The 22,416-nt window shown below is 30.4% G+C and carries 22 protein-coding genes and 1 tRNA gene; 17 read left to right on the plus strand and 6 right to left on the minus strand.

Annotated features, from left to right (window positions below; all coding sequences use genetic code 11):
* The first annotated feature begins 2 nt into the window (after window positions 1-2).
* Window positions 3-1,328 (plus strand): DVU_1553 family AMP-dependent CoA ligase, encoded by a 1,326-nt coding sequence (locus A7L45_RS05945; protein WP_071611922.1) that lies wholly within the window; start codon window positions 3-5, stop codon window positions 1,326-1,328.
* Window positions 1,329-1,370: 42 nt separating this feature from the next.
* On the opposite strand, the gene A7L45_RS05950 is transcribed toward A7L45_RS05945, so the two are convergent.
* Window positions 1,371-2,450, minus strand: coding sequence for an XdhC family protein (locus tag A7L45_RS05950; RefSeq protein WP_071611923.1), 1,080 nt, complete (start codon window positions 2,448-2,450; stop codon window positions 1,371-1,373).
* A 343-nt stretch (window positions 2,451-2,793) separates the two neighbouring features.
* On the opposite strand from A7L45_RS05950, the gene A7L45_RS05955 reads away from it, so the two are divergent.
* From A7L45_RS05955 to A7L45_RS05970, 4 genes are read left to right on the plus strand one after another with little or no spacing between them, the layout of a single operon-like run.
* The gene (locus A7L45_RS05955; RefSeq protein ID WP_071614883.1) at window positions 2,794-3,285 is read left to right on the plus strand and encodes a MogA/MoaB family molybdenum cofactor biosynthesis protein; all 492 of its coding nucleotides are present in this window, start codon (window positions 2,794-2,796) and stop codon (window positions 3,283-3,285) included.
* 31 nt (window positions 3,286-3,316) lie between these two features.
* Complete coding sequence (moaA, locus tag A7L45_RS05960; protein ID WP_071611924.1) at window positions 3,317-4,276, plus strand: GTP 3',8-cyclase MoaA; 960 nt, start codon at window positions 3,317-3,319, stop codon at window positions 4,274-4,276.
* A gap of 4 nt (window positions 4,277-4,280) precedes the next feature.
* Complete coding sequence (moaC, locus tag A7L45_RS05965; RefSeq protein WP_071611925.1) at window positions 4,281-4,760, plus strand: cyclic pyranopterin monophosphate synthase MoaC; 480 nt, start codon at window positions 4,281-4,283, stop codon at window positions 4,758-4,760.
* Window positions 4,760-5,194 (plus strand): MOSC domain-containing protein, encoded by a 435-nt coding sequence (locus tag A7L45_RS05970; protein ID WP_071611926.1) that lies wholly within the window; start codon window positions 4,760-4,762, stop codon window positions 5,192-5,194. Before moaC ends, A7L45_RS05970 begins: the two co-directional genes overlap by 1 nt.
* 109 nt (window positions 5,195-5,303) lie before the next feature.
* Here the strand turns inward: A7L45_RS05970 and A7L45_RS05975 are convergent, their stop codons facing one another.
* Entirely contained in the window at window positions 5,304-7,019 is a 1,716-nt protein-coding gene (locus A7L45_RS05975) for a methyl-accepting chemotaxis protein (RefSeq protein WP_071611927.1), read from the minus strand.
* Between the two features lie 163 nt (window positions 7,020-7,182).
* On the opposite strand from A7L45_RS05975, the gene A7L45_RS05980 reads away from it, so the two are divergent.
* From A7L45_RS05980 to A7L45_RS06000, 5 genes are all read left to right on the plus strand, one after another.
* A complete protein-coding gene (locus A7L45_RS05980; protein WP_071611928.1) occupies window positions 7,183-7,884 on the plus strand; it encodes an ABC transporter ATP-binding protein in 702 nt (233 codons plus the stop codon).
* Entirely contained in the window at window positions 7,881-9,443 is a 1,563-nt protein-coding gene (locus tag A7L45_RS05985; protein WP_071611929.1) for a putative ABC exporter domain-containing protein, read from the plus strand. Before A7L45_RS05980 ends, A7L45_RS05985 begins: the two co-directional genes overlap by 4 nt.
* Window positions 9,444-9,476: 33 nt before the next feature.
* Window positions 9,477-10,838 carry a sigma-54 interaction domain-containing protein gene (locus A7L45_RS05990; protein WP_071611930.1) on the plus strand — a complete coding sequence of 454 codons (1,362 nt, stop codon included), beginning with the start codon at window positions 9,477-9,479 and terminating at the stop codon, window positions 10,836-10,838.
* 169 nt (window positions 10,839-11,007) lie between these two features.
* Window positions 11,008-11,787 carry a dimethylarginine dimethylaminohydrolase family protein gene (locus A7L45_RS05995; protein ID WP_071611931.1) on the plus strand — a complete coding sequence of 260 codons (780 nt, stop codon included), beginning with the start codon at window positions 11,008-11,010 and terminating at the stop codon, window positions 11,785-11,787.
* A gap of 76 nt (window positions 11,788-11,863) precedes the next feature.
* Window positions 11,864-12,067, plus strand: coding sequence for a hypothetical protein (locus A7L45_RS06000; RefSeq protein WP_071611932.1), 204 nt, complete (start codon window positions 11,864-11,866; stop codon window positions 12,065-12,067).
* Between the two features lie 55 nt (window positions 12,068-12,122).
* On the opposite strand, the gene A7L45_RS06005 is transcribed toward A7L45_RS06000, so the two are convergent.
* From A7L45_RS06005 to A7L45_RS06020, 4 genes are read right to left on the minus strand one after another with little or no spacing between them, the layout of a single operon-like run.
* Window positions 12,123-12,905, minus strand: a complete 783-nt coding sequence (locus A7L45_RS06005) for an ABC transporter ATP-binding protein (protein ID WP_071611933.1) — start codon at window positions 12,903-12,905, stop codon at window positions 12,123-12,125.
* Window positions 12,906-12,934: 29 nt separating this feature from the next.
* The gene (locus tag A7L45_RS06010) at window positions 12,935-13,918 is read right to left on the minus strand and encodes a FecCD family ABC transporter permease (RefSeq protein WP_224616746.1); all 984 of its coding nucleotides are present in this window, start codon (window positions 13,916-13,918) and stop codon (window positions 12,935-12,937) included.
* Window positions 13,919-13,950: 32 nt separating this feature from the next.
* Window positions 13,951-14,982: a FecCD family ABC transporter permease gene (locus tag A7L45_RS06015; protein ID WP_071611935.1), complete on the minus strand. Its 1,032-nt coding sequence runs from the start codon at window positions 14,980-14,982 to the stop codon at window positions 13,951-13,953.
* 21 nt (window positions 14,983-15,003) lie between these two features.
* Window positions 15,004-15,942 carry an ABC transporter substrate-binding protein gene (locus A7L45_RS06020; protein WP_071611936.1) on the minus strand — a complete coding sequence of 313 codons (939 nt, stop codon included), beginning with the start codon at window positions 15,940-15,942 and terminating at the stop codon, window positions 15,004-15,006.
* 258 nt (window positions 15,943-16,200) lie between these two features.
* Here A7L45_RS06020 and A7L45_RS06025 point away from each other — a divergent pair.
* The 7 genes from A7L45_RS06025 to A7L45_RS06055 all read left to right on the plus strand — a co-directional run bounded on the left by A7L45_RS06025 (window position 16,201) and on the right by A7L45_RS06055 (window position 22,416).
* Window positions 16,201-16,292, plus strand: a tRNA-Ser gene (locus A7L45_RS06025).
* 628 nt (window positions 16,293-16,920) lie between these two features.
* Window positions 16,921-18,141: a DUF262 domain-containing protein gene (locus A7L45_RS06030; protein WP_084647367.1), complete on the plus strand. Its 1,221-nt coding sequence runs from the start codon at window positions 16,921-16,923 to the stop codon at window positions 18,139-18,141.
* Window positions 18,142-18,655: 514 nt separating this feature from the next.
* Window positions 18,656-18,937, plus strand: a complete 282-nt coding sequence (locus A7L45_RS06035; RefSeq protein ID WP_071611937.1) for a DUF3892 domain-containing protein — start codon at window positions 18,656-18,658, stop codon at window positions 18,935-18,937.
* Window positions 18,938-18,951: 14 nt separating this feature from the next.
* On the plus strand, window positions 18,952-19,848 hold the full coding sequence (locus A7L45_RS06040; protein WP_071611938.1) for a hypothetical protein: 897 nt from the start codon (window positions 18,952-18,954) through the stop codon (window positions 19,846-19,848).
* Between the two features lie 463 nt (window positions 19,849-20,311).
* Window positions 20,312-20,581, plus strand: a complete 270-nt coding sequence (locus tag A7L45_RS06045) for a hypothetical protein (protein WP_071611939.1) — start codon at window positions 20,312-20,314, stop codon at window positions 20,579-20,581.
* A gap of 432 nt (window positions 20,582-21,013) precedes the next feature.
* The gene (locus A7L45_RS22755; RefSeq protein ID WP_151554037.1) at window positions 21,014-21,574 is read left to right on the plus strand and encodes a hypothetical protein; all 561 of its coding nucleotides are present in this window, start codon (window positions 21,014-21,016) and stop codon (window positions 21,572-21,574) included.
* 248 nt (window positions 21,575-21,822) lie between these two features.
* Entirely contained in the window at window positions 21,823-22,416 is a 594-nt protein-coding gene (locus tag A7L45_RS06055; protein ID WP_071611940.1) for a hypothetical protein, read from the plus strand.

Here is a 22,416-nt window from a genome sequence, read left to right on the forward strand (position 1 = left end):
ATATGCTTAAAACACTATATGAAAAATGGATGGAAGATAAAATCTTTATGGAAACTGGTGATAAAAAACTTTCCGAGGAAAGCTTAAAATTATATCAATTAGGGGAAATTAGGAAGACTATTAATTTTTCAAAAGAAAGCAAGTTTTATGGGAAAAAATTAAAAAATATATTTAGTGATGAGATTAAATCATTTGAAGATTTTAAAAAAGTACCTTTTACTACTTCAGATGATTTAGCGAAAAATCCAAAAAGTTTTTTGTGTACAACACTTGACCAAATTTCAAGGATTGTAACAATGACTTCTTCGGGAACTACGGGAGATCCCAAAAGAATTTTTTTTACTGAAAATGATCTTAAAGCTACATCCGATTTTTTTAAATACGGTATGCTTAATATTGTAACTCCAGGTCAAAGAGTGCTCATATTTATGCCAGGAAAAAGTACCCATAGTATAGGTCAACTTTTAAAGGAAGGACTCAATGGAGCAGGATGTGAGGGAATTATATATGGGCCTGTGTTTAATGTTTGGGATGCTTTAGAAGCAATAAAATCAAAAAACATTGATTGTATTGTAGGGTTACCAATTCAAGTATTTTATCTCGCAAAAATTAAACTCACTGATGTTAGGTATAAACATTTGAACCTAAAAAGCGTTCTTTTAAGTGGAGACTATGTGCCAAGAACATTATGTAGTGCTGTGAGTAGTGCCTTTAGCTGTCAAGTATTTACTCATTATGGAATGACTGAGATGGGGTATGGAGGCGGAGTGGAATGTAGTGCTATAAATGGATACCATATGAGAGATGTGGATTTATATACTGAAATTATTGACCCAGTAACTGGGCGAAATGTTACAGATGGTAGTTATGGAGAAGTGGTAATTACAACGTTTAGGAGAGAAGCAATGCCACTTATAAGGTACAGGTCTGGAGATATTGCTAGGTTCTTGCCTAGAAATTGTTCTTGTAGTAATTTGTTTAAAAGGATGGATTATGTAAAAGGAAGAGTTAATGAACATTTAAAGTTAAAAGATGGGAAGTTTCTTTCTATAGGAATGATTGATGAAGTTATGTTTGGAATTGATAATGTACTTGATTACAGCGCTAGTATTAATGAGGGAGAAAATAAAGTACTTAGTATAAGCGTAAAGCCAGTAAATCCGAAAATACCTATAAAATTTAATGAAATTAAAAATTGCATTAGGCAAGATAAGTACTTAGGTTTATTAATAAAAAATAATAATATATCCATAGAATTTGGTGGCTTACTTAATAATATTGAAATTAGTAATGGAATGATTAAACGAAAATTATATCTTTTAAATTAAAATTGGACCATGGCAATTAACGAATTACCATGGATTCTATTTTCAAAAGGTTTCTATTATAACATCCATAATTCCGCCACATACCATGCCTTCATCTTCTGCAATGGTACCTGTCATATCTATGCTTTGAAGTTTATATCCACCATCATTAATTAAATCACGGGCGGTTTTAATTATTTCGCCTTCACTACATCCTCCGCCGATACTCCCTAAAATTTTTCCAAAGGGCCATACAAGCATTTTAGCTCCAGCATTTCTTGGAACTGATCCTTTAGTAGAAATAATTGTAATCATTGCTCCAGGAGAATTTGCTTCTTGGCATAATTCATTTAATACATCATGATCAAATTCCGGCCAATTGGTCTTTATAGAGTTAGTAATAGCAGGTGTAGCGCCAAGTCTTCTGTAACTAATTACCTGTGATATAATAGAAATCGCTATTTCGTCAGGTGTAACTGCGCCTATCTTAAGACCTATAGGTGCATTGACTTTGTTTAATTTATCCTTTGAATATCCATCGTCTAGCATTTGCTGCATAACAATTTTAACGCGTCGTTTTGAACCAATCATTCCAACATATGCAGTATTATGTTTTAAAACTTGCCTTAAACAGTCCATATCATGTCGATGACCTCGAGTTACAATAACAACATAGGCGGACTTATTTAAATTAATTAAGTCGAAACAGTTATCAAAACTTTCACAAATTACTTTCTGCGCAGTAGGAAATCGTTCGCTATTTGCAAATGAGGGTCTATCATCAACAACTGTAACTGAAAACCCTGTCTTTGAGGCAAATTCAGCTAAAGGTTTGGCAATATGTCCACCACCTAAAATTATTAATCGTGGCTCAGGAAAATATGGTTCAATTAAATAAGTTTCATTTTCAGATCGTTTAACAAATTGAAGATTGCCGGTTTCTAAAGCATACTTTGATTTTTCGTAAAGTAGTTTATCTAGATCAGATATATGATTTTTATTGCTCAGATTTTCTTCAGTATAAAAAGTTTTATTACGAGAAGGTTTATTCTCATAATTTTTGTTACTTAACATTGTAATCATAACACAATTGTTACCTTTTTCAACTTCGACTAGCAAATTTTTATAGGTAGCTACATTCATATTTTTATTCCTCCTACTTTATCGATAGTGTAAACACTATCTTTGTTCAATTAGTTTTATAATTCTAATTGTATCAATAATTATAGAAGTTTTAAACAAAAAACAAATAAAAATAATAAGATTACAAGGTAAGTTGATTAAAAATGTGATAAAATAATCATGTAATAAAGTTAAATTTAGTAATAATTAAAGAAAATTTAATTTTTTGTTCAAAACTGTAAACGATTAGTGATGTTTTTTTATACAAGATATAAAAGTGATGGATTCTAGTAAAGAATATAAAGAAAATGTAGTATTATACATACAATTAAATTCGGCAAATTTTAAAAATGGGGCGATGAAAATGATTAAAACAGCAATATTAACCATGAGTGATAAAGGTTCTCGCGGAGAAAGAATTGATGGGACAGGTCCTGCAATAAGAAGTGAATTAGAAGGCAAGGGATATGTTATAAGTTTCTATAAAATGATTTCTGATGAAAAAGATGAAATAGAAAAAGAATTGATTTATTTATGCGATGATCTTAAAGTGGATTTAATTCTAACTAATGGAGGTACAGGATTTTCACAAAGAGATGTCACCCCTGAGGCAACTCAAAATGTTATTGAAAAATATGTACCTGGATTTGGTGAGGTTATGAGAATGAAATCACTCCAAATTACTTCAAAGGCTATGCTTTCAAGAAGTATTGCAGGAATACGTAAAAAAACTTTAATTATAAATCTTCCTGGTAGTCCTAAAGGCGCTGTAGAAAATCTTCAATTTATAATTGAAGCAATTCCACATGGTATTGATATACTTAAAGGGGAAGCTAATGAGTGCGCTAGAATCTAGCAAAAATAATTGAATTTTAGGAGATGGTTTTGTGAGAGATAGTCATGGGAGAAATATCAATTATTTAAGAATATCAGTAACTGATAGGTGTAATTTAAGATGTATATATTGCATGCCAGAGCAGGGCATAAAAAAATTAGAACATGTGGATATACTGCGGTTTGAAGAAATTTTTAAAATAGTAAAAGTCTCAGAAAAATTAGGAATTAACAAGGTAAGGTATACTGGTGGTGAACCACTGGTGATGAAAGATATAGATAAACTAATATACGAAACTTCAAAACTACAAGGGATAGAGGATATTTCCATAACTACAAATGGTATTTTACTCGGGGACATGGCAAGTGACCTAAAAAAAGCTGGACTTAAGAGAGTTAATATTAGCCTTGATACATTGGATGATGTGAAGTTTAAAAGTATAACAAGAATAGGAAATCTTGATAAGGTAATGAAAAGTATAGATAGATGTTTAACACTTGGGTTAAAACCAGTAAAAATTAATACTGTATTGATGCGAGGGTTTAATGATACAGAATTTGAAGACTTTTTAAATTTAACTCGCGAAATGCCAATAGAAATAAGGTTTATTGAACTAATGCCTATAGGTGAAGGTATAAAGATTTATGATAAAAGCAAAATCAGTTTTATGGAAATACTAAAAAACCATCCTGAGTTAACTCAAATTGAGAATGAAAAAAGTAGCACTGCTCAAATGTACAAGATTAAAGGGGCAAAGGGAAAGATTGGCTTCATTAGTCCAGTGAGTTGCAAATTTTGCGCGGATTGTAATAAAATAAGACTTACATCCACGGGAACAATTAAGCCGTGTCTTCATTCAAAAGAAGAGATAAACCTTAAGCAATACCTAAATAATGAAGAAATGCTTACAAATACTTTAAAACAAGCAATTTTTGATAAGCCACTTGAACATCATCTTGAGGAAGAAAAAATTAGTAGAAGTGAAAAGATGATGTACCAGATAGGGGGATAAAAGAATGGAATTTACACATATAAATGAAGAAGGAAGAGCTAAAATGGTAGATGTATCTGAAAAAATTGACACTGTTCGCGAAGCTATAGCAGTTGGGTCAATTTCAATGAAGACAGAAACTCTAGAAAAAATAAAAAATGGGTCTATTTCAAAAGGAGATGTATTAGCGGTAGCGCAGGTAGGCGGAATTATGGGGGCTAAAAGCACTTCGCAAATAATACCAATGTGTCATGCCATAATGATATCAGGCTGTAATATTAGTTTTAAAATCGATTTCGAAAACAGTAAAATTGAGATAACTGCAACGACGAAGACTGTAGGGAAGACTGGCATTGAAATGGAAGCACTTACGGCGGTATCTGTTGCAGCACTGACTATATATGATATGTGTAAGGCAATTGATAGAGGCATGGTTATAAATAATATTATGCTTGTAAAAAAAAGCGGGGGAAAATCGGGAATATTTGAAAGGAAGGGATTGTAATGGCAAAGGTTATTGCAGTAAATATAAGCGAGAAAAAAGGTGTAGTAAAACATCCTATCGAAAAAGGTTTCTTCAAATTCAATTATGGATTAGAGGGAGATGCACATGCAGGTGATTGGCATAGACAAGTTAGTTTTCTTGGGGTTGAGAGCATTGATAAAATGAAAGCAAAGGGAGCTCAAGGATTAAGTGCAGGAAAATTTGCTGAAAATATTACTACAGAGGGAATAATCTTGTATGAACTTCCTATTGGAACTAAGCTTAAAATTGGAGAGGTAGTTTTAGAGGTAACACAGATAGGAAAGGAATGTCATGCTGGTTGTGAAATAATGAAACTTGTTGGTGATTGCATAATGCCAAGAGAAGGTATATTTGCTAAGGTGCTAGAGGCTGGTTATATTCAGGCCGGAGATGATATACTAGTACAAAAATAAATTTTTTTAAAATAAAATAATAAAGTAGCAGAAAAACTAGAGCGTTAACCCTAGTTTTTCTGCTACTTTATATAGTTTTTTGTTAACAGTAAATTTAAGGACAAAATTACTAAAGAGTGAATTTTTCAATCTGCTTTATCATAGAAGCAGTTTTATCATTTAGTAACTGAGCCGATATTGCGACCTCATTTGATGAAGTTGTCATTTCCTCGGTAGCGGCAGATATTTGCTCAGCAGCTGCAGAATTTTCTTCTGATACTGAAGATGTACTCTCAGCAGATGCTATTATGGTATTTTTACTGCTATTTATACCGAGTATTGAATTATTTATACCTGCTATTTCAGGTAATATATTTTCAATAGAAGTTATTATTTCCTTAAAGGAAGATATAGATGTATCTACAACAGAGATTTGTTTTGTAAGTTCTCCATTTGCAGTATCCGTAGTTTCAGTAACAATTTTAGTTTCTTGTTGTATGGATTTTAATAAATTATTTATATCATCTGAAGAATTTTTAGATTGCTCAGCTAGCCTCCCAATCTCATCAGCTACAACTGCAAAGCCTTTTCCAGACTCACCGGCCCTTGCTGCTTCGATTGCTGCATTTAGTGCAAGTAAGTTTGTTTGACTTGCAATAGCATTTATTAAATTTGTTATTTTTGTTATCTCATTAACACTATTAGTTAAGTTTGATATTTTGATGCTAACATCTTTAAAAGAAACTGCTATATCATTAATTGAAGTAGCAAGATGAGTTAATTCATTATTGCTATTTTGTGCTTTAAAGTTTATAGCATTTGTATTCTTATCAACCCCAGTTATTGATAAAGTAATATCTTCTAGCGTTTTACCAAAAGAATTTAGTGAACTACTCATATCCATAAGCTCTTGGGCTTGGCTAGAGGAACCTTGTGCAACTTCATTAATTGAACTTGATATTTCTTTAGTTGATGCATTCATTTCTTCAGATAGTGAAGATAATGACAGTGCTTGCTCTGAAATATATACCGAATCATGATTAATGTTAGTTAAAATATTTGAAATTGAAGTTATAGTTTTTAATAATGCAGTATTCATTGTACCAAATTCGTTAGTTAGTTCTGTATCAATTTTTACTGTAAAATCTCCATTAGATAATATATGCAGTTTATCTGTAAATTCTTTAATAGAATTTTTTAATACTAAAATAATGAGTAGAGATATAGCAGACAAAATTAAAATAGATAATAAAAATATAATTCCGAATGTAATACTACTACTATGATATAAGTTTCTAGACTTATCATTTTGAAGACCGGCAATGTGTTTTTGATAATCTACAAGATCTGTAATGTTTTTGGCAAGAATTGTACCAAACACACCCATATCAACATTTGTTATTTGTTTATCAGGAACAAGATTTCGTCTTCTTTGATCAATTATACTTGGAATGAATGAGTAATAATGTTCATAAGCATCCTTTGCTGATTTTACTAAAGCAGCTTCTGTTGAATCACCCCTCGATGTTATGACTTGTCTATTAATAATTGTAGTAATCTTACTGTTTAAATCTAACATCCCAGTTTCATTTTTTTTGTCAAAGGGTCTATCAATTATTTTAGTTAAAGTATTTCGAAGGACACCCATATATCCATTAACATCACCCCAATCCTTAAGTTTTGGAATAACGGTACTGTTAACATCATTACTAATAGCATACATTTTACTAGTATTAGTATAACCAATAGCGCCTACTGAGAGTGTTGCAAGCAATGATATAATCCAAATTATTATTATGTTTGTTGTAATTTTTGTGTTTTTCATTCTTTTTAAATTTATTTTCACGTATTATCCCACCTTTTATATATATTATCGTCTAATTATAGAATATCTTAACTATTATGATAATAATTTCTTTAATAGGGAAGCGTTAAACCATGCATTTGTACAATAATAGGAATATTTGGTATAATTAAAATATATATATTTATTTAAGGAGATGAGTAACATGCTTATTGTACAAAATCTTACTAAAAAATACTCTAAAGAAATAGCTGTAAACAATATTAGTTTTGAAGTTAACGAAGGTGAAATTGCCATTCTTTTAGGCCCCAATGGGGCTGGAAAAAGTACTACAATAAAATCTATTGCTGGATTATTAAAATATAATGGGTACATTGAAATTTGTGGGCACCCAAATAAGAGCATTGATGCAAAAAAAATATTTTCTTATGTTCCGGAAGTTTCAGCTATGTTTGATTTGCTAACGGTCTATGAGCATATAGAATATATAGCTGCGGCTTATGGAATAGAAGACTATAAGGATGAGGCTGAAGAATTACTTAAAAGATTTGATTTAAGTGATAAGAAAGACAAACTTGGGAAACAATTGTCTAAGGGTATGATGCAAAAGGTAAGCATTTGTTGCGCTCTAATAATAAGACCAAGGGTAATATTATTTGATGAGCCATTAATGGGACTTGATCCTAAGGCAATTAAGGAATTAAAGAAAGCAATTGTTGAGCTTAAAGAAAAAGGTTCAGTTATTTTAATAAGCACCCATATAATAGATAGCGTTGATGATTTCTGGGACAAGGTGCTTATAATGAAAAATGGGAATATAGTTCTATCTGGTACAAAGCAGGAGCTTAAGAGTAGAAATGAGACATTAGAGGAACTCTTTTTTGATGTAACGGAGGGAAATGTATGAAGCCATTATTTTATATAATAAGAAAATCTATAAAAAATTGGTTGCTTCAGTTAAAGCATGAACCATTAAAGCTTGTTTTATACATATTATGTTTAATATCTTTGTGTTTTGTATTTTTTGTTAATAAAGATACTAGTAGAGCAAAAAGTATTTTGGATCCAATGTTATATAGTACTATTGTCGGATGTGTTATTTTAATATTTACGGCTCCAGATATCTATTCATCAATAAATAAAGGAGCTACTTTTTTTAGAGGTGCGGATATAAATTTTATATTTACAGCTCCTATTAGCCCCCAAAAGGTCTTAATATATGGATTTATAAAACAAATATATTCTTCATTTATAGCAGTGGTTTTTGTTCTATTTCAAGGATACACTCTTAGTCGTTATAGTAACATTCAGTCCTATGGAATTTTAGTAATTGTTTTTGGATTATTTATTATGCTTATTTTCACATCAATACTAAAAATATTATTGTATTCCACAGCTTCTAAAAGTGTAAAAAACAAAACAATGATAAGAAATATTTTTAAAGGCTTAGGAATAGTTATATTAACAGGCTATTTTATAGAATTATATGTAACTATGTCACCAGGTAAGGCTATTATATCAATGCTAAATAGTCCTATAATCCCTTATATTCCAGTATACGGTTGGGTAAGAGAAATTATAATGGCTTCAATGAATGGCATTAGTACAGTGTTTATTATTTATACTATTTTAATAATAGCATTAGGTGCTATTTGCTGTTACATAATTTACTCTATGAAACTTGACTACTATGAAGATGTTTTAGCTTCAACTGAGTATAAAGAAACTGCAATCTCTGCATCAAGGAATGGTGAGCAAATATTTTTGAAATCTGGTAAAAAACCTAGAGTTAGAAAAGTTCAGTATACCAGAAAAGGAAAGTTTGCCTCCGCTATATTTTGGAGACAAATACTAGAGTATAAAAAAACAGGGTTTGGATTTATAAATATAGGGACCGTTATTTATGTTGTTATAGCAATAACTGTTGGCCTATATGGTCCAACTAAGGATCTAGCAATGATCTTAGGGGGAATGATATATCTTCAATTAATATCTAATTTTGCAAGCAAATGGCGAAAAGATTTATCAAACCAGTATATATATATGCTGCCTGATCATACGTTTAAGAAAATTATCTATGCAACTGTAGTTGATAATATAAAAAACCTTATTGATGGGACTATAGTGTTTTTGATAACAGGAATATTATTTAAAAGTAGCATTATGCTTATTATTCTTAATATAGTAGCATTTGAATCAATAGGTTCTCTTTTTATATATGGAGGAATCCTAACTAGGAGACTTTTGGGCGGTGGTGATAATATAGTAACTACGGGATTTATGAGAATTATGATATTAGTTGGGATAGTAACACCTGCTATAATTCTTCTTACCGTATTATATAGTTCGTCTAGTAGTTTTGTTGGAGTAGTTATAGCCTACACATCATTTATAGCATATAATCTTATATTTAGTGCTTTAATAATATTCTTAGGTAGGGGCGTATTTGATAATATTGAATTGTAGATCGCTGGATAAATTTTAAATTGAGGTGGTTTTATGCTACAGAATTATATTAAACAAATTCTAAGTTTACATAATTATATAGATGCTATTGTAATGGTTAATGAAAAGGGTGTTATTGAATATTCTGATAATTTTAGAAAAGATATTAATAATCTTTATGATGAGGAACTGGTTGGAAGATATCTTTGGGACATATATCCTAATCTAAATGATGAAAACAGTACATTGTTAAGGGTGTTAAAAAGTGGTAAAGCTATTTTAAATGAACAACAACATCTTGTGAATTATAAAGGCGTAGCCATAGATGCAATTAATTCAACATTTCCAGTAAAATCAGGTGAAAAGATTATAGGAGTAGCAGAGGTTTCAATATATATTGAACCTGAAAAACAAAGGAAAGATATAACATTAAGATTGAAAGAAAGAGAGGAAGAAAAAAGGCAACTATATGATATAGATCAAATTATAACTAATGATGAAAATATGTTAGATATTAAGAAAAAGATAATAAAAGTAGCGAAATCTGATTCTCCAGTTCTAATTTATGGACAAACGGGCACGGGAAAAGAAATGGTGGTTCAAGCTATACATAAAAATAGTAGCAGAGTTTCAAAGCCGTTTATATCTCAAAATTGTGCAGCTATACCGGCTACATTACTTGAGAGTATTTTGTTTGGTACGGTAAAGGGTAGTTATACAGGCGCTGAAAATAGAAAGGGTTTATTTGAAGCGGCAGATGGTGGTACTCTTTTTTTAGATGAGATTAATTCTATGGAAATATCTATGCAAGCGAAACTATTGAAAGCGATAGAAAGTTTGGAAATTAGAAGAGTGGGTTCAACTGAATGTATAAGGGTAAATGTTAGAATTTTGTCCGCGGTAAACGAATCTCCATTAAAATCTATTAGGGAAAATAAACTGCGACAAGATTTGTTTTATAGAATTGGAGTACTTCAAATTAGTCTTCCAGAGCTTAAGGATAGAAAAAATGACATTGAATTTTTGTCTAGTTATTTTATAAAAGAATATAATCGAAAAATGAAGAAAGAGATTAAGGGGCTTGATGAATCGGTTCTAAGAGTATTTAAAAATTATTTATGGCCAGGAAATATAAGAGAATTAAAAAATGTGATAGAATCTGCTTTTAATATAACATATAGTAATGAAATTGCAGTGGAGGATCTTCCAGACTATATGTTTTCTGTGAAAAGTGAGAAGAATTGTGCGGCAGGTCTTGTGGCGTCTGATAAATCGTTAAGCGAACTTGTAAAAAGTTATGAGAAAGACATTATAGTATATGCTATAAAAAACACGGGAAATGTAACAGAGGCAGCAAAGATGTTAAAAATATCAAGGCAAGCATTAAATTATAAATTGTCAAAATATAATATATAGTATAGCGAAAAAAATTTTGCGTAAAGGCAAAATTTTTTTCGCTTTATTAACTTGAAAATTTTTTATATTCCCTTAGACTAACCTGTTTATAGAATAAGTAGGTTGATAGCATATTGGCATAAATTTTGCTGTGTAAGATGTATAAGATAAAACGAAAGGGGATTTTACTATGATAAAAAATGTAATTGTAAGAAAGTTAAGCAAAAATTTCGCTGAGGGGATTACTACTTCAGATATGGGTAAGCCAGATTATAAGAAGGCTGTAAAACAACATGAGGATTACATAGAAGCTTTAAAGAAATGTGGATGCAATGTGTTGGTATTGGAAGCTGATGAGCGATATCCAGATTCAACTTTTGTTGAGGATGTAGCTATTGTAACAGAGAAATGTGCCATTATTACAAAGCCTGGTGCAGAGTCAAGAAAGGGAGAAGAAAAAGGAATTATTGATGTTTTGAAAAAGTTTTATGTCAACATAGAATATTTAAGTGGAGAGGCTTGTTTGGATGGGGGAGATATATTAAGGGTAGAAAATCATTTTTATATAGGTCAATCTAAGAGAACTAATGCAGAAGGTGCAAGACAGCTCACAGAAATACTTAGCAAATATGGATATACATCATCTACTGCAGATGTACTTCATATACTTCATCTCAAAACAGGATTAGTTTACTTAGAAAACAATATTTTTGTTGCCACTGGAGAATTTAAAGAACACAAGTTGTTTAAAGATTTTAAAGAGTTTAAGGTGATTAAAGTAGATGATAACGAGTCATATTCAGCAAATTGTATTTTAATAAATGGGTATCTTATCATTCCAACAGGATTTAAAAATTCAAAAAAAGCATTATTAGATGCAGGGTTTAAAATTATTGAGGTGGATATGTCTGAATTTGAAAAAATGGACGGAGGACTTACTTGTCTTTCACTTAGATTACCAAAGGATTAATGTTAACATAATTGGGTAAACTATGAAATACACTGGTTATATGCAGTGTAATTTTATATTAGAAGGGAGCATATTTATGAATAAATATAATTTAAAGGAAACAAAACAATCTGATGAACAATCAGGAGATAATGAGGATGTTAGTGGGGCTTCAAACGCTAAGGTAACTCAAATGTATAACATGCCTAACATGACGAGCGGTCCTAGTGATGCTACGGAAGAAGAAAAAGAAAAATTATATGGTCGCTCAATTGCAAACAAAGGTATTAATAGAAAATAACATTAAGGCAGGATGATTATCCTGCCTTAATATTATTTTTGAGATTAAACTAAATCTATATTAAGTTATAGGTAATACAGACTGGTTTATGGTTTATAGGTTCATCAACAACTACGGCATCTATGTTAAATATCTTTTTTAGATTATCATTAGTCATTATTTCTCTAGGGGTTCCACTACAAACTATGTTACCATCTTTAATTCCAACCATATAATCTGCGAACCTTGCTGCGTTATTTAAATCATGAATTACCATGACAATAGTTTGTCCATGTAATTTATTTAAATCATCCAATAATTGTAGAATTTCTAACTGATGTGCTAAATCTAAATAAGTTGTAGGTTCATCTAATAATAAAATTTCTGTTTCTTGTGCGAGAGTCATAGCTATCCATACCCTTTGTCTTTGTCCACCGGATAATGACTCTATAGGCCTATCTTTGAATTCTTCCATGTTAATTATCTTTAGTGCCCAATCTATTTTTTCTTTATCCTTGGCCATTAATTTACCAAATCCACTTTGATGAGGAAATCTTCCATAGGCTACAAGTTCACCTACAGTTAACCCATTTGGTGCCTCGGGACTTTGAGGTAAAACCGCCATTTTTTTTGCTATTGATTTCGAACTTAAACTTTGAATGTCATTACCATTTATGTATATGATTCCGTTTTTAGGTTTTAATATTCTTGCAATAGTTTTTAATATGGTTGATTTTCCACAACCATTTGAGCCTATAATAGTTGTAATTTTTCCTTGAGGTATATTTAAATTTAAATCTTTTACAATGTCAGAATCTCCATAAGAAATAGAAAGATTCTCAGTTTTTATGCTATTCATATTGAGCCTCCTAAGCTAAGCATTCATAATTATTCTTTCATAATCAAATAAATGAAATAGGGTACCCCAATAATTGAAACAACTATTCCAACAGGCATTTCAATAGGAGCTAAAACGTTTTTAGCTATAGTGTCAGACAACAATAAAATTATTGAACTAACTAAGGCTGAAGTTGGTAATAATAATTTGTGCTTTGGTCCAACAAGTTTTCTAGCTACATGTGGAGAAATCAACCCTAAAAATGCTATGGTTCCTGCAACAGCTGTAGCTGCTCCTGCTAAGGCCACGGTATATATTAGTAGTGTCCTTCTCTCTTTTTCTATATTCACGCCAAGTCCGACTGATAACTCGTCACCTAAACTTAAAACATCAAGGTATCTAGCCTTATAAATTATAAGTCCTGTAAAAATGAATACAAAAGGGAGCGTTGCTATAACATAATTCCAATTAGTTCCCCAAATACTTCCTGAGGTCCAAATCATTATTTTGTTAAAATCCTGCGTTGAAAATCTAAATTGAAATAGAACCAATATAGCAGAAAAAGCAGAATTGATACCTATACCCATCAGGATCAATCTAGTGGGATTTATACCTTTTTTCCATGCTAAAGTATAAATAAGGAAGGCCGCAAAGCCTGCTCCAAAGAGAGCTATAATAGGCATAGTAAATATAGTAAGTAAATTTACATCAGAATATGCTTTTCCATTCATAAAATATATATAAATAACTACAGCTAGTGCTGCACCAGAACTTATACCTAATATACCAGGGTCTGCGAGATCATTTTTAGTTATTCCTTGAAGTACTGTTCCGGATACTGCTAAAGCGCTTGCTACAAGTAGAGCTATAATTATTCGTGGAAGTCTCATAGTGAAAAGTACTAGTTCCTGTTTTTTATCTCCTTGTCCAAAGAATGTTTTAATTACATCAATAGGACCTATAGCAAAGGTTCCTATATTAAAGCTAATTATAAATATTGAAAGGAGCAAAATAGATAAAATGCTTATAATCAAAATTAGTTTTTTCTTTCCTTTATGTGTATGTTCTATAATGATTTTGCCTCCTTTCTTACGATATATATGAAGAAAGGTACTCCAAGAAGTGCAGTTAATGCGCCAATAGGAGTTTCATAAGGCTGATTAATCATTCTAGCGGCTATATCGCTAAAAACTAGTAAATTTGCGCCAAGAACTAGAGAACATGGGATTATAAATCTATAATCTGGTCCAACTAAACTCCTTACAATTTGGGGGACAATAAGACCAAGAAAAGCAATATTACCGGCAACTGCAACGGAACTACCACTTAATATTATTACGATTACTATTCCAATAAATCTTATAATGTTAGTTTTTTGACCAAGACCTATGGCAATTTCTTCTCCTAGGCTCAAAATGGTTATTTTAGGAGAAAGAATTATAGCTGCAATGACTCCGAATGTACCAAACGTGGCTAATAATTTTACACCTTCCCATTTCGCAGTAACAAGTCCTCCTGCAATCCAAAAACTAAGTTCCTGAGATAAATTAGAGTACATTGCAATAGCAGTTGCAAGAGATATTAAAAGGGTACCTAAAGCTGTGCCTGCTAAAACAAGTTTAATGGGACTAACTCCTTTAATAGATCTAGAACTTAAAAGAAATACTATTATCCCACTTAAACTAGCTCCAATAAAAGCAAAAATCATTAAACCTGAAGAACCGATATTAGCCTTCATTGCAAAGGCTATAGCTATTGTAAAAGTTGCACCTTGGGTAATTCCCATTATTGAAGGGTCAGCAATTGGGTTTCTTGTTATTCCTTGCATTATAGCACCTGATACTGCTAAAAATGCTCCAACTAGAGCAGCTGCAATTACCCTAGGAAGTCTTATATCGTGGATAATCTTTGAGTTTATATCATTGCTAGGTGAAAGCATGATACTCAAGACTGTATTTAAATCTATATGTTTTGCACCAAGGGATACTGACAAAACAATTCCGAAAAACAGTATAATAAGTCCAATTACAATTATAAATGTACTCATAATAAGTCTATTCATCTTTTTCTTCTTTTGATTAAGTATTATATTATTCATTAAAGTGATGCACCTCACAGATTATTTCACAAATTCTTTCTTTATTGAATCAAGTAATAATTCTCTTCCTATTGGAGAATAACCTTGTGCAAAATATGGAGAACTAGGAAGCAGTGTAACATTTCCAGCTTTTACAGCTCTCATGCTTTTCCAAACAGAACTACTTAATAAATCCTTTTTATCCACATCAGTTGCTATAACTACAACATGATCTGCATCAATTGATGATAAACCTTCCATAGTTACTACTGGTAAACTTATTCCCTCTTGTTTTGGCATGTTTTTAGGTTGGGATAATTTCATATCTGATAATAACATTGAACCTATAGCTGCATCGCTAAAAATGTAATATTTGCCTGCGCTAGCGAGTACGGTAAGGTAAGTTTGTGTGCCATTAGTTTTCTTAATTTCATTACCTATTGTTATAGCTTTTTTATCGTAAGATACTAACCATTTTTGAGCATCTTTTTCTTGTCCAAACAGCTTGGAGATATTTGTTAGTTTTGATCTCCAATCATTAGCATAATCTTTAAGCATTACAACTGGTGCAATAGCTTTTAATTGTTCATATATTTTGGTTTGCCTCTCGCTCATTATAATTAAATCTGGATCAAGTTTTAGGATAGCTTCCATATCCATAGTTTCCATCATTGAAAAACCTACAAGTTTAGAAGAGTTCAATTTATCTTTTAGGTAACTTGGCTTTTCGGTAGTTTTATAAGAATCAGCATTGGCTGTACCTATTGGTGTGTGATTTAAAATTAATAATTCCTCTGTTGATCCAGATATATCAACTATACGTTTAGGACTTGTGGGCACCGTTACATTGCCTTTCATTGTACTAACCACTTTAGTTACACTTACTTTCTTAACCGGTTCTGCAGCTTTTGAACAACCTGCAAAAACAGCAACAGAAATTAAAGCGGATGTTAATACTACGAATAATCTTTTTTTCTTCATGGAAATCCTCCTAAATTGTTTAAGTTAATATGTATAAAAATAATGATTAAGTAAATTATAAATTATCATTTTAAATGAAAATGAAATTAAGAATCATTATCAGTCAAATACAATATTTATTATATCAGAACTATTAAGTATGTCAATAATTTATTTTGAACCTAGAATATATCTAAAAAAGGGCAAGGAACTTATAAATAAAAAAATATTTTAAATAGTTTAATTATATGGTATAATATTAAAGGTAACTTAATATATGGAGAGATGTCCGAGTGGCCTATGGTACCTGCCTCGAAAACAGGCGAACGGGTTATTCCGTTCCGGGGGTTCAAATCCCCCTTTCTCCGCCAAAATCAAGGGCTCTAGCAGATTGTGCTAGAGCCATTTTAGTATGATTTTTTAATAAAAAAGGAGCATGTGACGCCGGTTTGACGACAAAATAGGAAAGACTAAACGGAAATGGATTTTAAGTATTTTTTTATATTATCAAAATGGATGATTTGAATATGAAAAAATAGATTTATAATATGGTACGGTGAACCGTATCACAAATAACGGTGATTTTTTATTGATAGGAGGTTGATGTGTTTCGCATCCACCAGTGAAGCCCTCAACTAATTGAATTTAGTTGAGGGTTTTATTTATTCTATAATTTAGTTGGATTAAAATGATGAAAGGTGAATCGTATCACAAATAACTGTTACTTTTTATTAGGTTGAGTTGATATGCTTCGCTTCAACTAGTGAAACCTTTGATTAGTATTATTTAGGCAAGGGCTATTTTATGTTCTAATTTATTCTTGAAATTTGACATACTGTTTAAAGGATAAAATTGCGCAGCGTATTTTGCAGCCAATAAAAAAAGCGAATAAAATAAAGAAAAAGTATTGCTGCTAAGTAAATTTATATAAATAACAAATAATGTATTGACAATAATTTATTGCAGCAGTATAATTAAGAAAAGTAGAGAGGTGATATTATGAGTTTAAAGTTAAAGAAGAGTTTTAAGAATAAAATAGAAATTGACCCTTCTAGAGAAACAATGATTATGACTATTGAGGATATTTGTAGAAGAGTTGATGAGGGTAAAATTGTGATGCCAATTTTTCAAACAGGGTTGCGATGGACTGAAGTAAAAAGAAGCGATTTATTATCTTTTGAATTAAATGGATTTGCAGCAGTCTCGCCAATTTCAATGTGCCATTTGGACTTTGGATTTGACCCACAAGAAGATATATATGTAAAATATGGTTCTCAAATAAGTCTGATGACTAGAGAAAAATTAATTGGAATCCGCGGAGAAGTATACTCTTTAACAGATGGTCAGCAAAGAATTTCTACAAATTATAAGTGTTATATTGGGCATGAAGATTTTAAAAATTATGTGGTAGATTTAGAGGCTGGCAAAATTGTAGTATTAAAAGATTCTGATGTTCCTATAGAAGGACAAATACCTGTTGGTGTTATATATAATAAGGATTTTAAAATCTTTGATGATTATGTAAGAAAGCATAAAGAATTACAAGATAGTTCATTAAACACATACCTTTCTCTTATTAGAAATAAATTTTTAGGTTATAGATATACTGTGAATTTAGCCAGAAACCTTGATGAGAAGCAACAAATGAAATGGTTTGAGATACTTAACAATGCAGGTAGTAAAATACCACTTAAAGAAATGCGTTTATCTAGATTAAAGATAAAAGATGTTGATTATCATAGTGAATATATTAGTAAATTTATTAAGCAGTTAGTTGACAAGAAATATAACGAAATATTTACAAGTAAATCAACTCAAGTTTCATATCCTTTAGCAGCTTTAAATCCAGCATATGATTATTTATTTTCAAAAATTGATACGAAAAAAATAGCTCCTATTGCTTCTGATGTTAAAGAAGGTAGAATTTGTGATTTAGATACAGAAGAATTAAAAAAATTATTTGAAATGACATTGAATTCTTTAGAATTGACACTTGAGTTTATTGATAGTAATGAACTGGACATTCCAATCAGAATGGAATTTATTACGTTTGCAATGGGATATTTTGTTTATGGTAATAATGAAGAGTTATCAGAAGTAAGAAAAGAATTTTTGATTAATTGGTTTAATAATATCGAATTTACGAATATGGTTAACACTACTAAGAGACTAGAGTATTACAAATTAATTAATATGATTCCAATGGCTGAAGTAAATTAGTACTTGTTCTTTTAATTAAATCTAGAACTGAATTAATAGAGACTTTAATTGTTTTATTAATAGCAGTTAGATAATTAATAAATTCTAGAATAATATAAAAATGGGGTTCCTAGAATGTATACAATTAAAAAAAATGTAAACGCGATATACAATTAGTTTATATAGGGTAGTGTAAAATACTTTATTATGTTAAAGGATAAGAGTAAGTCAATCAGTAGTTTATGGACAAGGTATCATTTAATATGTCAGTATAATAATTTAAAAATCCCCAAAAGAAAAAGAAAAAGCTCAATAGATTGCCGTCCATTGAAGCTTTTCTAAAAACAAATTCATTATTTAAAAATTTAAATTTCTTATCACAAGAAATTATCTTACATTAAGTAGTGAATATTGTCAATGTTTTTAGCGATAAACTAGGTGCAATAGTAGGAGAGAAGTAGTATTGCAATTGTATTTTTCGTGGGTTTATATATAAATATAAGATAAAATTCATTATTTTAAGGAGGATTTATTTATGAAGGCAACTAAAATTAAAATGAAATCTGGATGTGGAACATCTAATAATTTATTAGAAATTGATAGTATTTATTTAATGGAGTGTGAACAGGATGGTTTTTATAAAAAAGATAAAGTATATGATTATTTGGTGAAAAGTAATAAGGGAATCCAAGTAGATATTCACCCATATCCAAACTTAATACCTATGACGAGTCCATCACCTAACTATGAGAAATATGTAAAATCATCACCAAACAGTACATCAATTGACAACTTGTTAAGCCTACCTAGAGAATAGGGGAGGGTAAAGAGATGATAATTAATGGCAAGAGAATACGAAATATTGATAAATACCTTTCTGAGTTTCAAGAAGGGGAGCATCTTTATATTGGACTACAAAATGTAGAAATGTATTGTGATGAGGTAAGAAAATATGGACTTCTAGGAGATTTGTCGGAGAAATATGCTTTCTTACCAAGACCTATTAAAAGTGTTACAAATTTTAATGCAAACGGGCGATGGGTTATCGATAAGTCTGTTCCCAGGGAGGATAGGACTTTTGAGAGTGAGTATCATATAGTGGATTGGCATGGTAATGACCATTATGGCACACGTTATTGTACAAAAAAGTGTTATCATAGCAATCTAATTCCACCACCGGAAATTGAGCTTATATACACAAATGGCTTGTTACTTTCACCATTATTAATATATACACATGAGAATAAAAATATAATAAAGCATACTATAAATATGTATCTTGAGATGTTTGGAGTATGTGAAACATTGACTGAAAAATATACTCCTAAGCAAACAATAACTATGGAAAGGTTAACCTGGACTGTGTTTCCTAAAGGTGAATATCCTTGGAAAAAGGCAAAGTCATATCTTGGTGCAATTCTAAATACGATACCAACTAGGCACAAAGCCATTATAAGCAAAAGACATGAAGCAATTGCAAAAAATGTACCAGACTTCATGGCAATAGGAGACCAAGGATTTTGGGGATACGTAATTTATGGTTTTATTAAAAAAGGTATCTTTATATTTGAGTCCAATAAGCCCAATAATGCTACCTATGTTTTTAGAGGAAATTGGAAACAAGCTTCAAAGCTGACTAAGTCAGAAATATTAAGTGGACAACTTCAAGAAGCAAGAATTATTCATGATAAGAAATGGAATAATGGTATTAGTAAATTAATTAGTTAATCATATTGAGAGTGTAGTTAAAGTAATTGATAAATAAAGTCAACAATGTAACTGCACTTTCAATGCTATTAATTAGTACAGAATTTAGCAAGAAATTTATAGGGTATTTTCTATAGGATACTATAAATCACTGTTCTAGAAGAAGAAATGAGTTGCTACAAGCAATAATAAGTAGGATAACCATAAAAGATAAAAAGAACTACACTTTTACGAAAAGGTACAAAAATAAATATAAATACAGACCTTATAAAGTATCGGTACTTAATAAGGTTTATTTTTCGTTACAGTTTGATTAAATGAGACAATATGTTAAACTTATTAATTACCATTAAGAGGTCAGAAAAGAGAGTATTAAAAGAATTTTAGTAGGAGTAATATAGAAAAAATCGGAATTATTTTTACGCCTTGGACAGGATGAGTGGTATATAATAAAATTATAAATAAATAAGTGGAGGGATTTAATATGTATAGTTGGTCTGAAAATGATGATATTATAGCATTTTACTTATATCTATATAGTACTAAAGAAATTAATTTTACGTATGATAAAATATCTAAGAAACTTGGAATGAGCATAGGAAGCTTAAATATGAGAAGAAAGATTTATAAGCACTTAGATAATAAACTAGGGGGGCTATGTAATGCAGCAGGGCAAACAATTATAGTATTTGAACGGTTTAAAGGAATAAATTGTAGGGTTTATAAAGAAATAGTTGATAAATTATTAGCTTAATATTGATTATATAGGTAGTGTTATATATTTAATAATATATGAAGAAGTGATGCAAGAGAGCATGTGGATAATCTGTTTTCAATGTTCAAAAGGTTCGTAAAAGGGCAAGATTGCCTGAAAAGAGAATATAGGGTAGAGCGTCGTGAAAATGGATCATCTCATGAAGAAAGATATTAAGCTGCAAAACTTTGGGATAATTCACTGCAAAAATATCTAGTAGTAGCTGCAATAAAGCATGTGTTGCTGTATAATGACTACCAGAAAATTAGTTGTAAATATTTCGCTGCATAATCTAAATAGTGCAGTGAATTGTAACAAGTCTAAGATTGAGTAAAATCTGTCTAAGGCTATTTTTTGCACATGTAACAATCCTAAATTTAAATATATATTATTACTTTGAATAATAAAAGTAGAATAGTGGGGGAATTTAAAATGAAAAAGGAAAGCGTAAGCTATGAAATAATGATAGATTTGATTACTAATATAGTTGAAAAATATATTAGTAATGATGGAGAAAGAAAAGACATACTAATACCATTGGAAAAGGAACAGGAGCATCTAACAAAGAGCCTAAGAGACCTAGAAAACAGAAAGAACAGAGTCTTTGAACTATATGAAGACGGCACAATAGACAAGAAACCTCTGGCACAAAGAATGGAAACCATAACTGACGAAATAGATATACAATCTAAGCGTAGGATACAGCTACAATTAAAATTGGAAAACAATGACTCAGTCAACATACAATATGAGGTAGTAAGAGATACTTTGAGAGATTTTAATAACCTACTAGAAATAACTGCTCAAGAAGGAAAGAAAACTTTGCTAAAATTAATTATAAATAAGATAACTATAAAAGATAAGAAAGATATAGAAAGTATAGAGTTACACTTTGACGAAAAGGTACAAAAATATTTCATAAAAGATAAAGAAGGAGAATCCCTAGATAATGGGGGTTCTCCTTCTTTTATTTTGTTTACTATTATAATATGAATAAAAATAAGCTTTATATTTTTAGAGGTTATATAGACTACATGTAATTATGGTATTAATGTATCTTAATATTAAATGAAATAGTAGACTGGAAGAATAGTTTTCAGGAAAATATAGAAAAAAACCGATTACTAGTAATATATGTACTGGGTATAAGAATATTCATAAGTTGAATTGCAATATAGTAGATGATATACTTATAAGTATATAATTAACAATAAGATTGTAGGGTTGTGGGGGGATTTATAATGACAATAGAGGAAAGATTGGATAATTTTAAGGTTGATTTAAAAGATAATACCATGTCAAATTTGCAAATAACTAGGCGGCATTTTAGTTTTGGAACACCATATATTTTTGATAAGGATGAAAGCAAATATTATAAAATAAAAGAAAAAATAGCCGATAAGTTTTTAATACATACTGATAGTGTAAAAATGGTTGGTTCTGCAAAATTAGGATTTAGTATAGCTCCACATAAACTTTGGAAGCCATTAAATGATGAATCAGATATTGATATGGTTATAATATCCAATGATATATTTGATTTATATTGGAAAGAGTTATTTGAATTTAATAATATTGATCATACTTCTAGAACCGAAGAAGAGGATAAACAATATAAAAAGTTTATAGAGTATTTCTTTAGAGGGTGGATAAGACCAGATAAATTTCCATTCAGTTACTCAAAGAAAAAAGAATGGTTTGAATTTTTCAAATCCATATCTTACAAAGAGTTTGGAGAAAAGAAAATAACAGGGGCAATATATCGTGAAAATTATTTTTTCGAAAAATATCATGAGTCGAATATAAAGAATCTAAGAGACGGAGGTTTATTATAA

Origin of the sequence: Clostridium estertheticum subsp. estertheticum (assembly GCF_001877035.1) — a bacterium.
GTDB lineage: Bacteria > Bacillota > Clostridia > Clostridiales > Clostridiaceae > Clostridium_AD > Clostridium_AD estertheticum.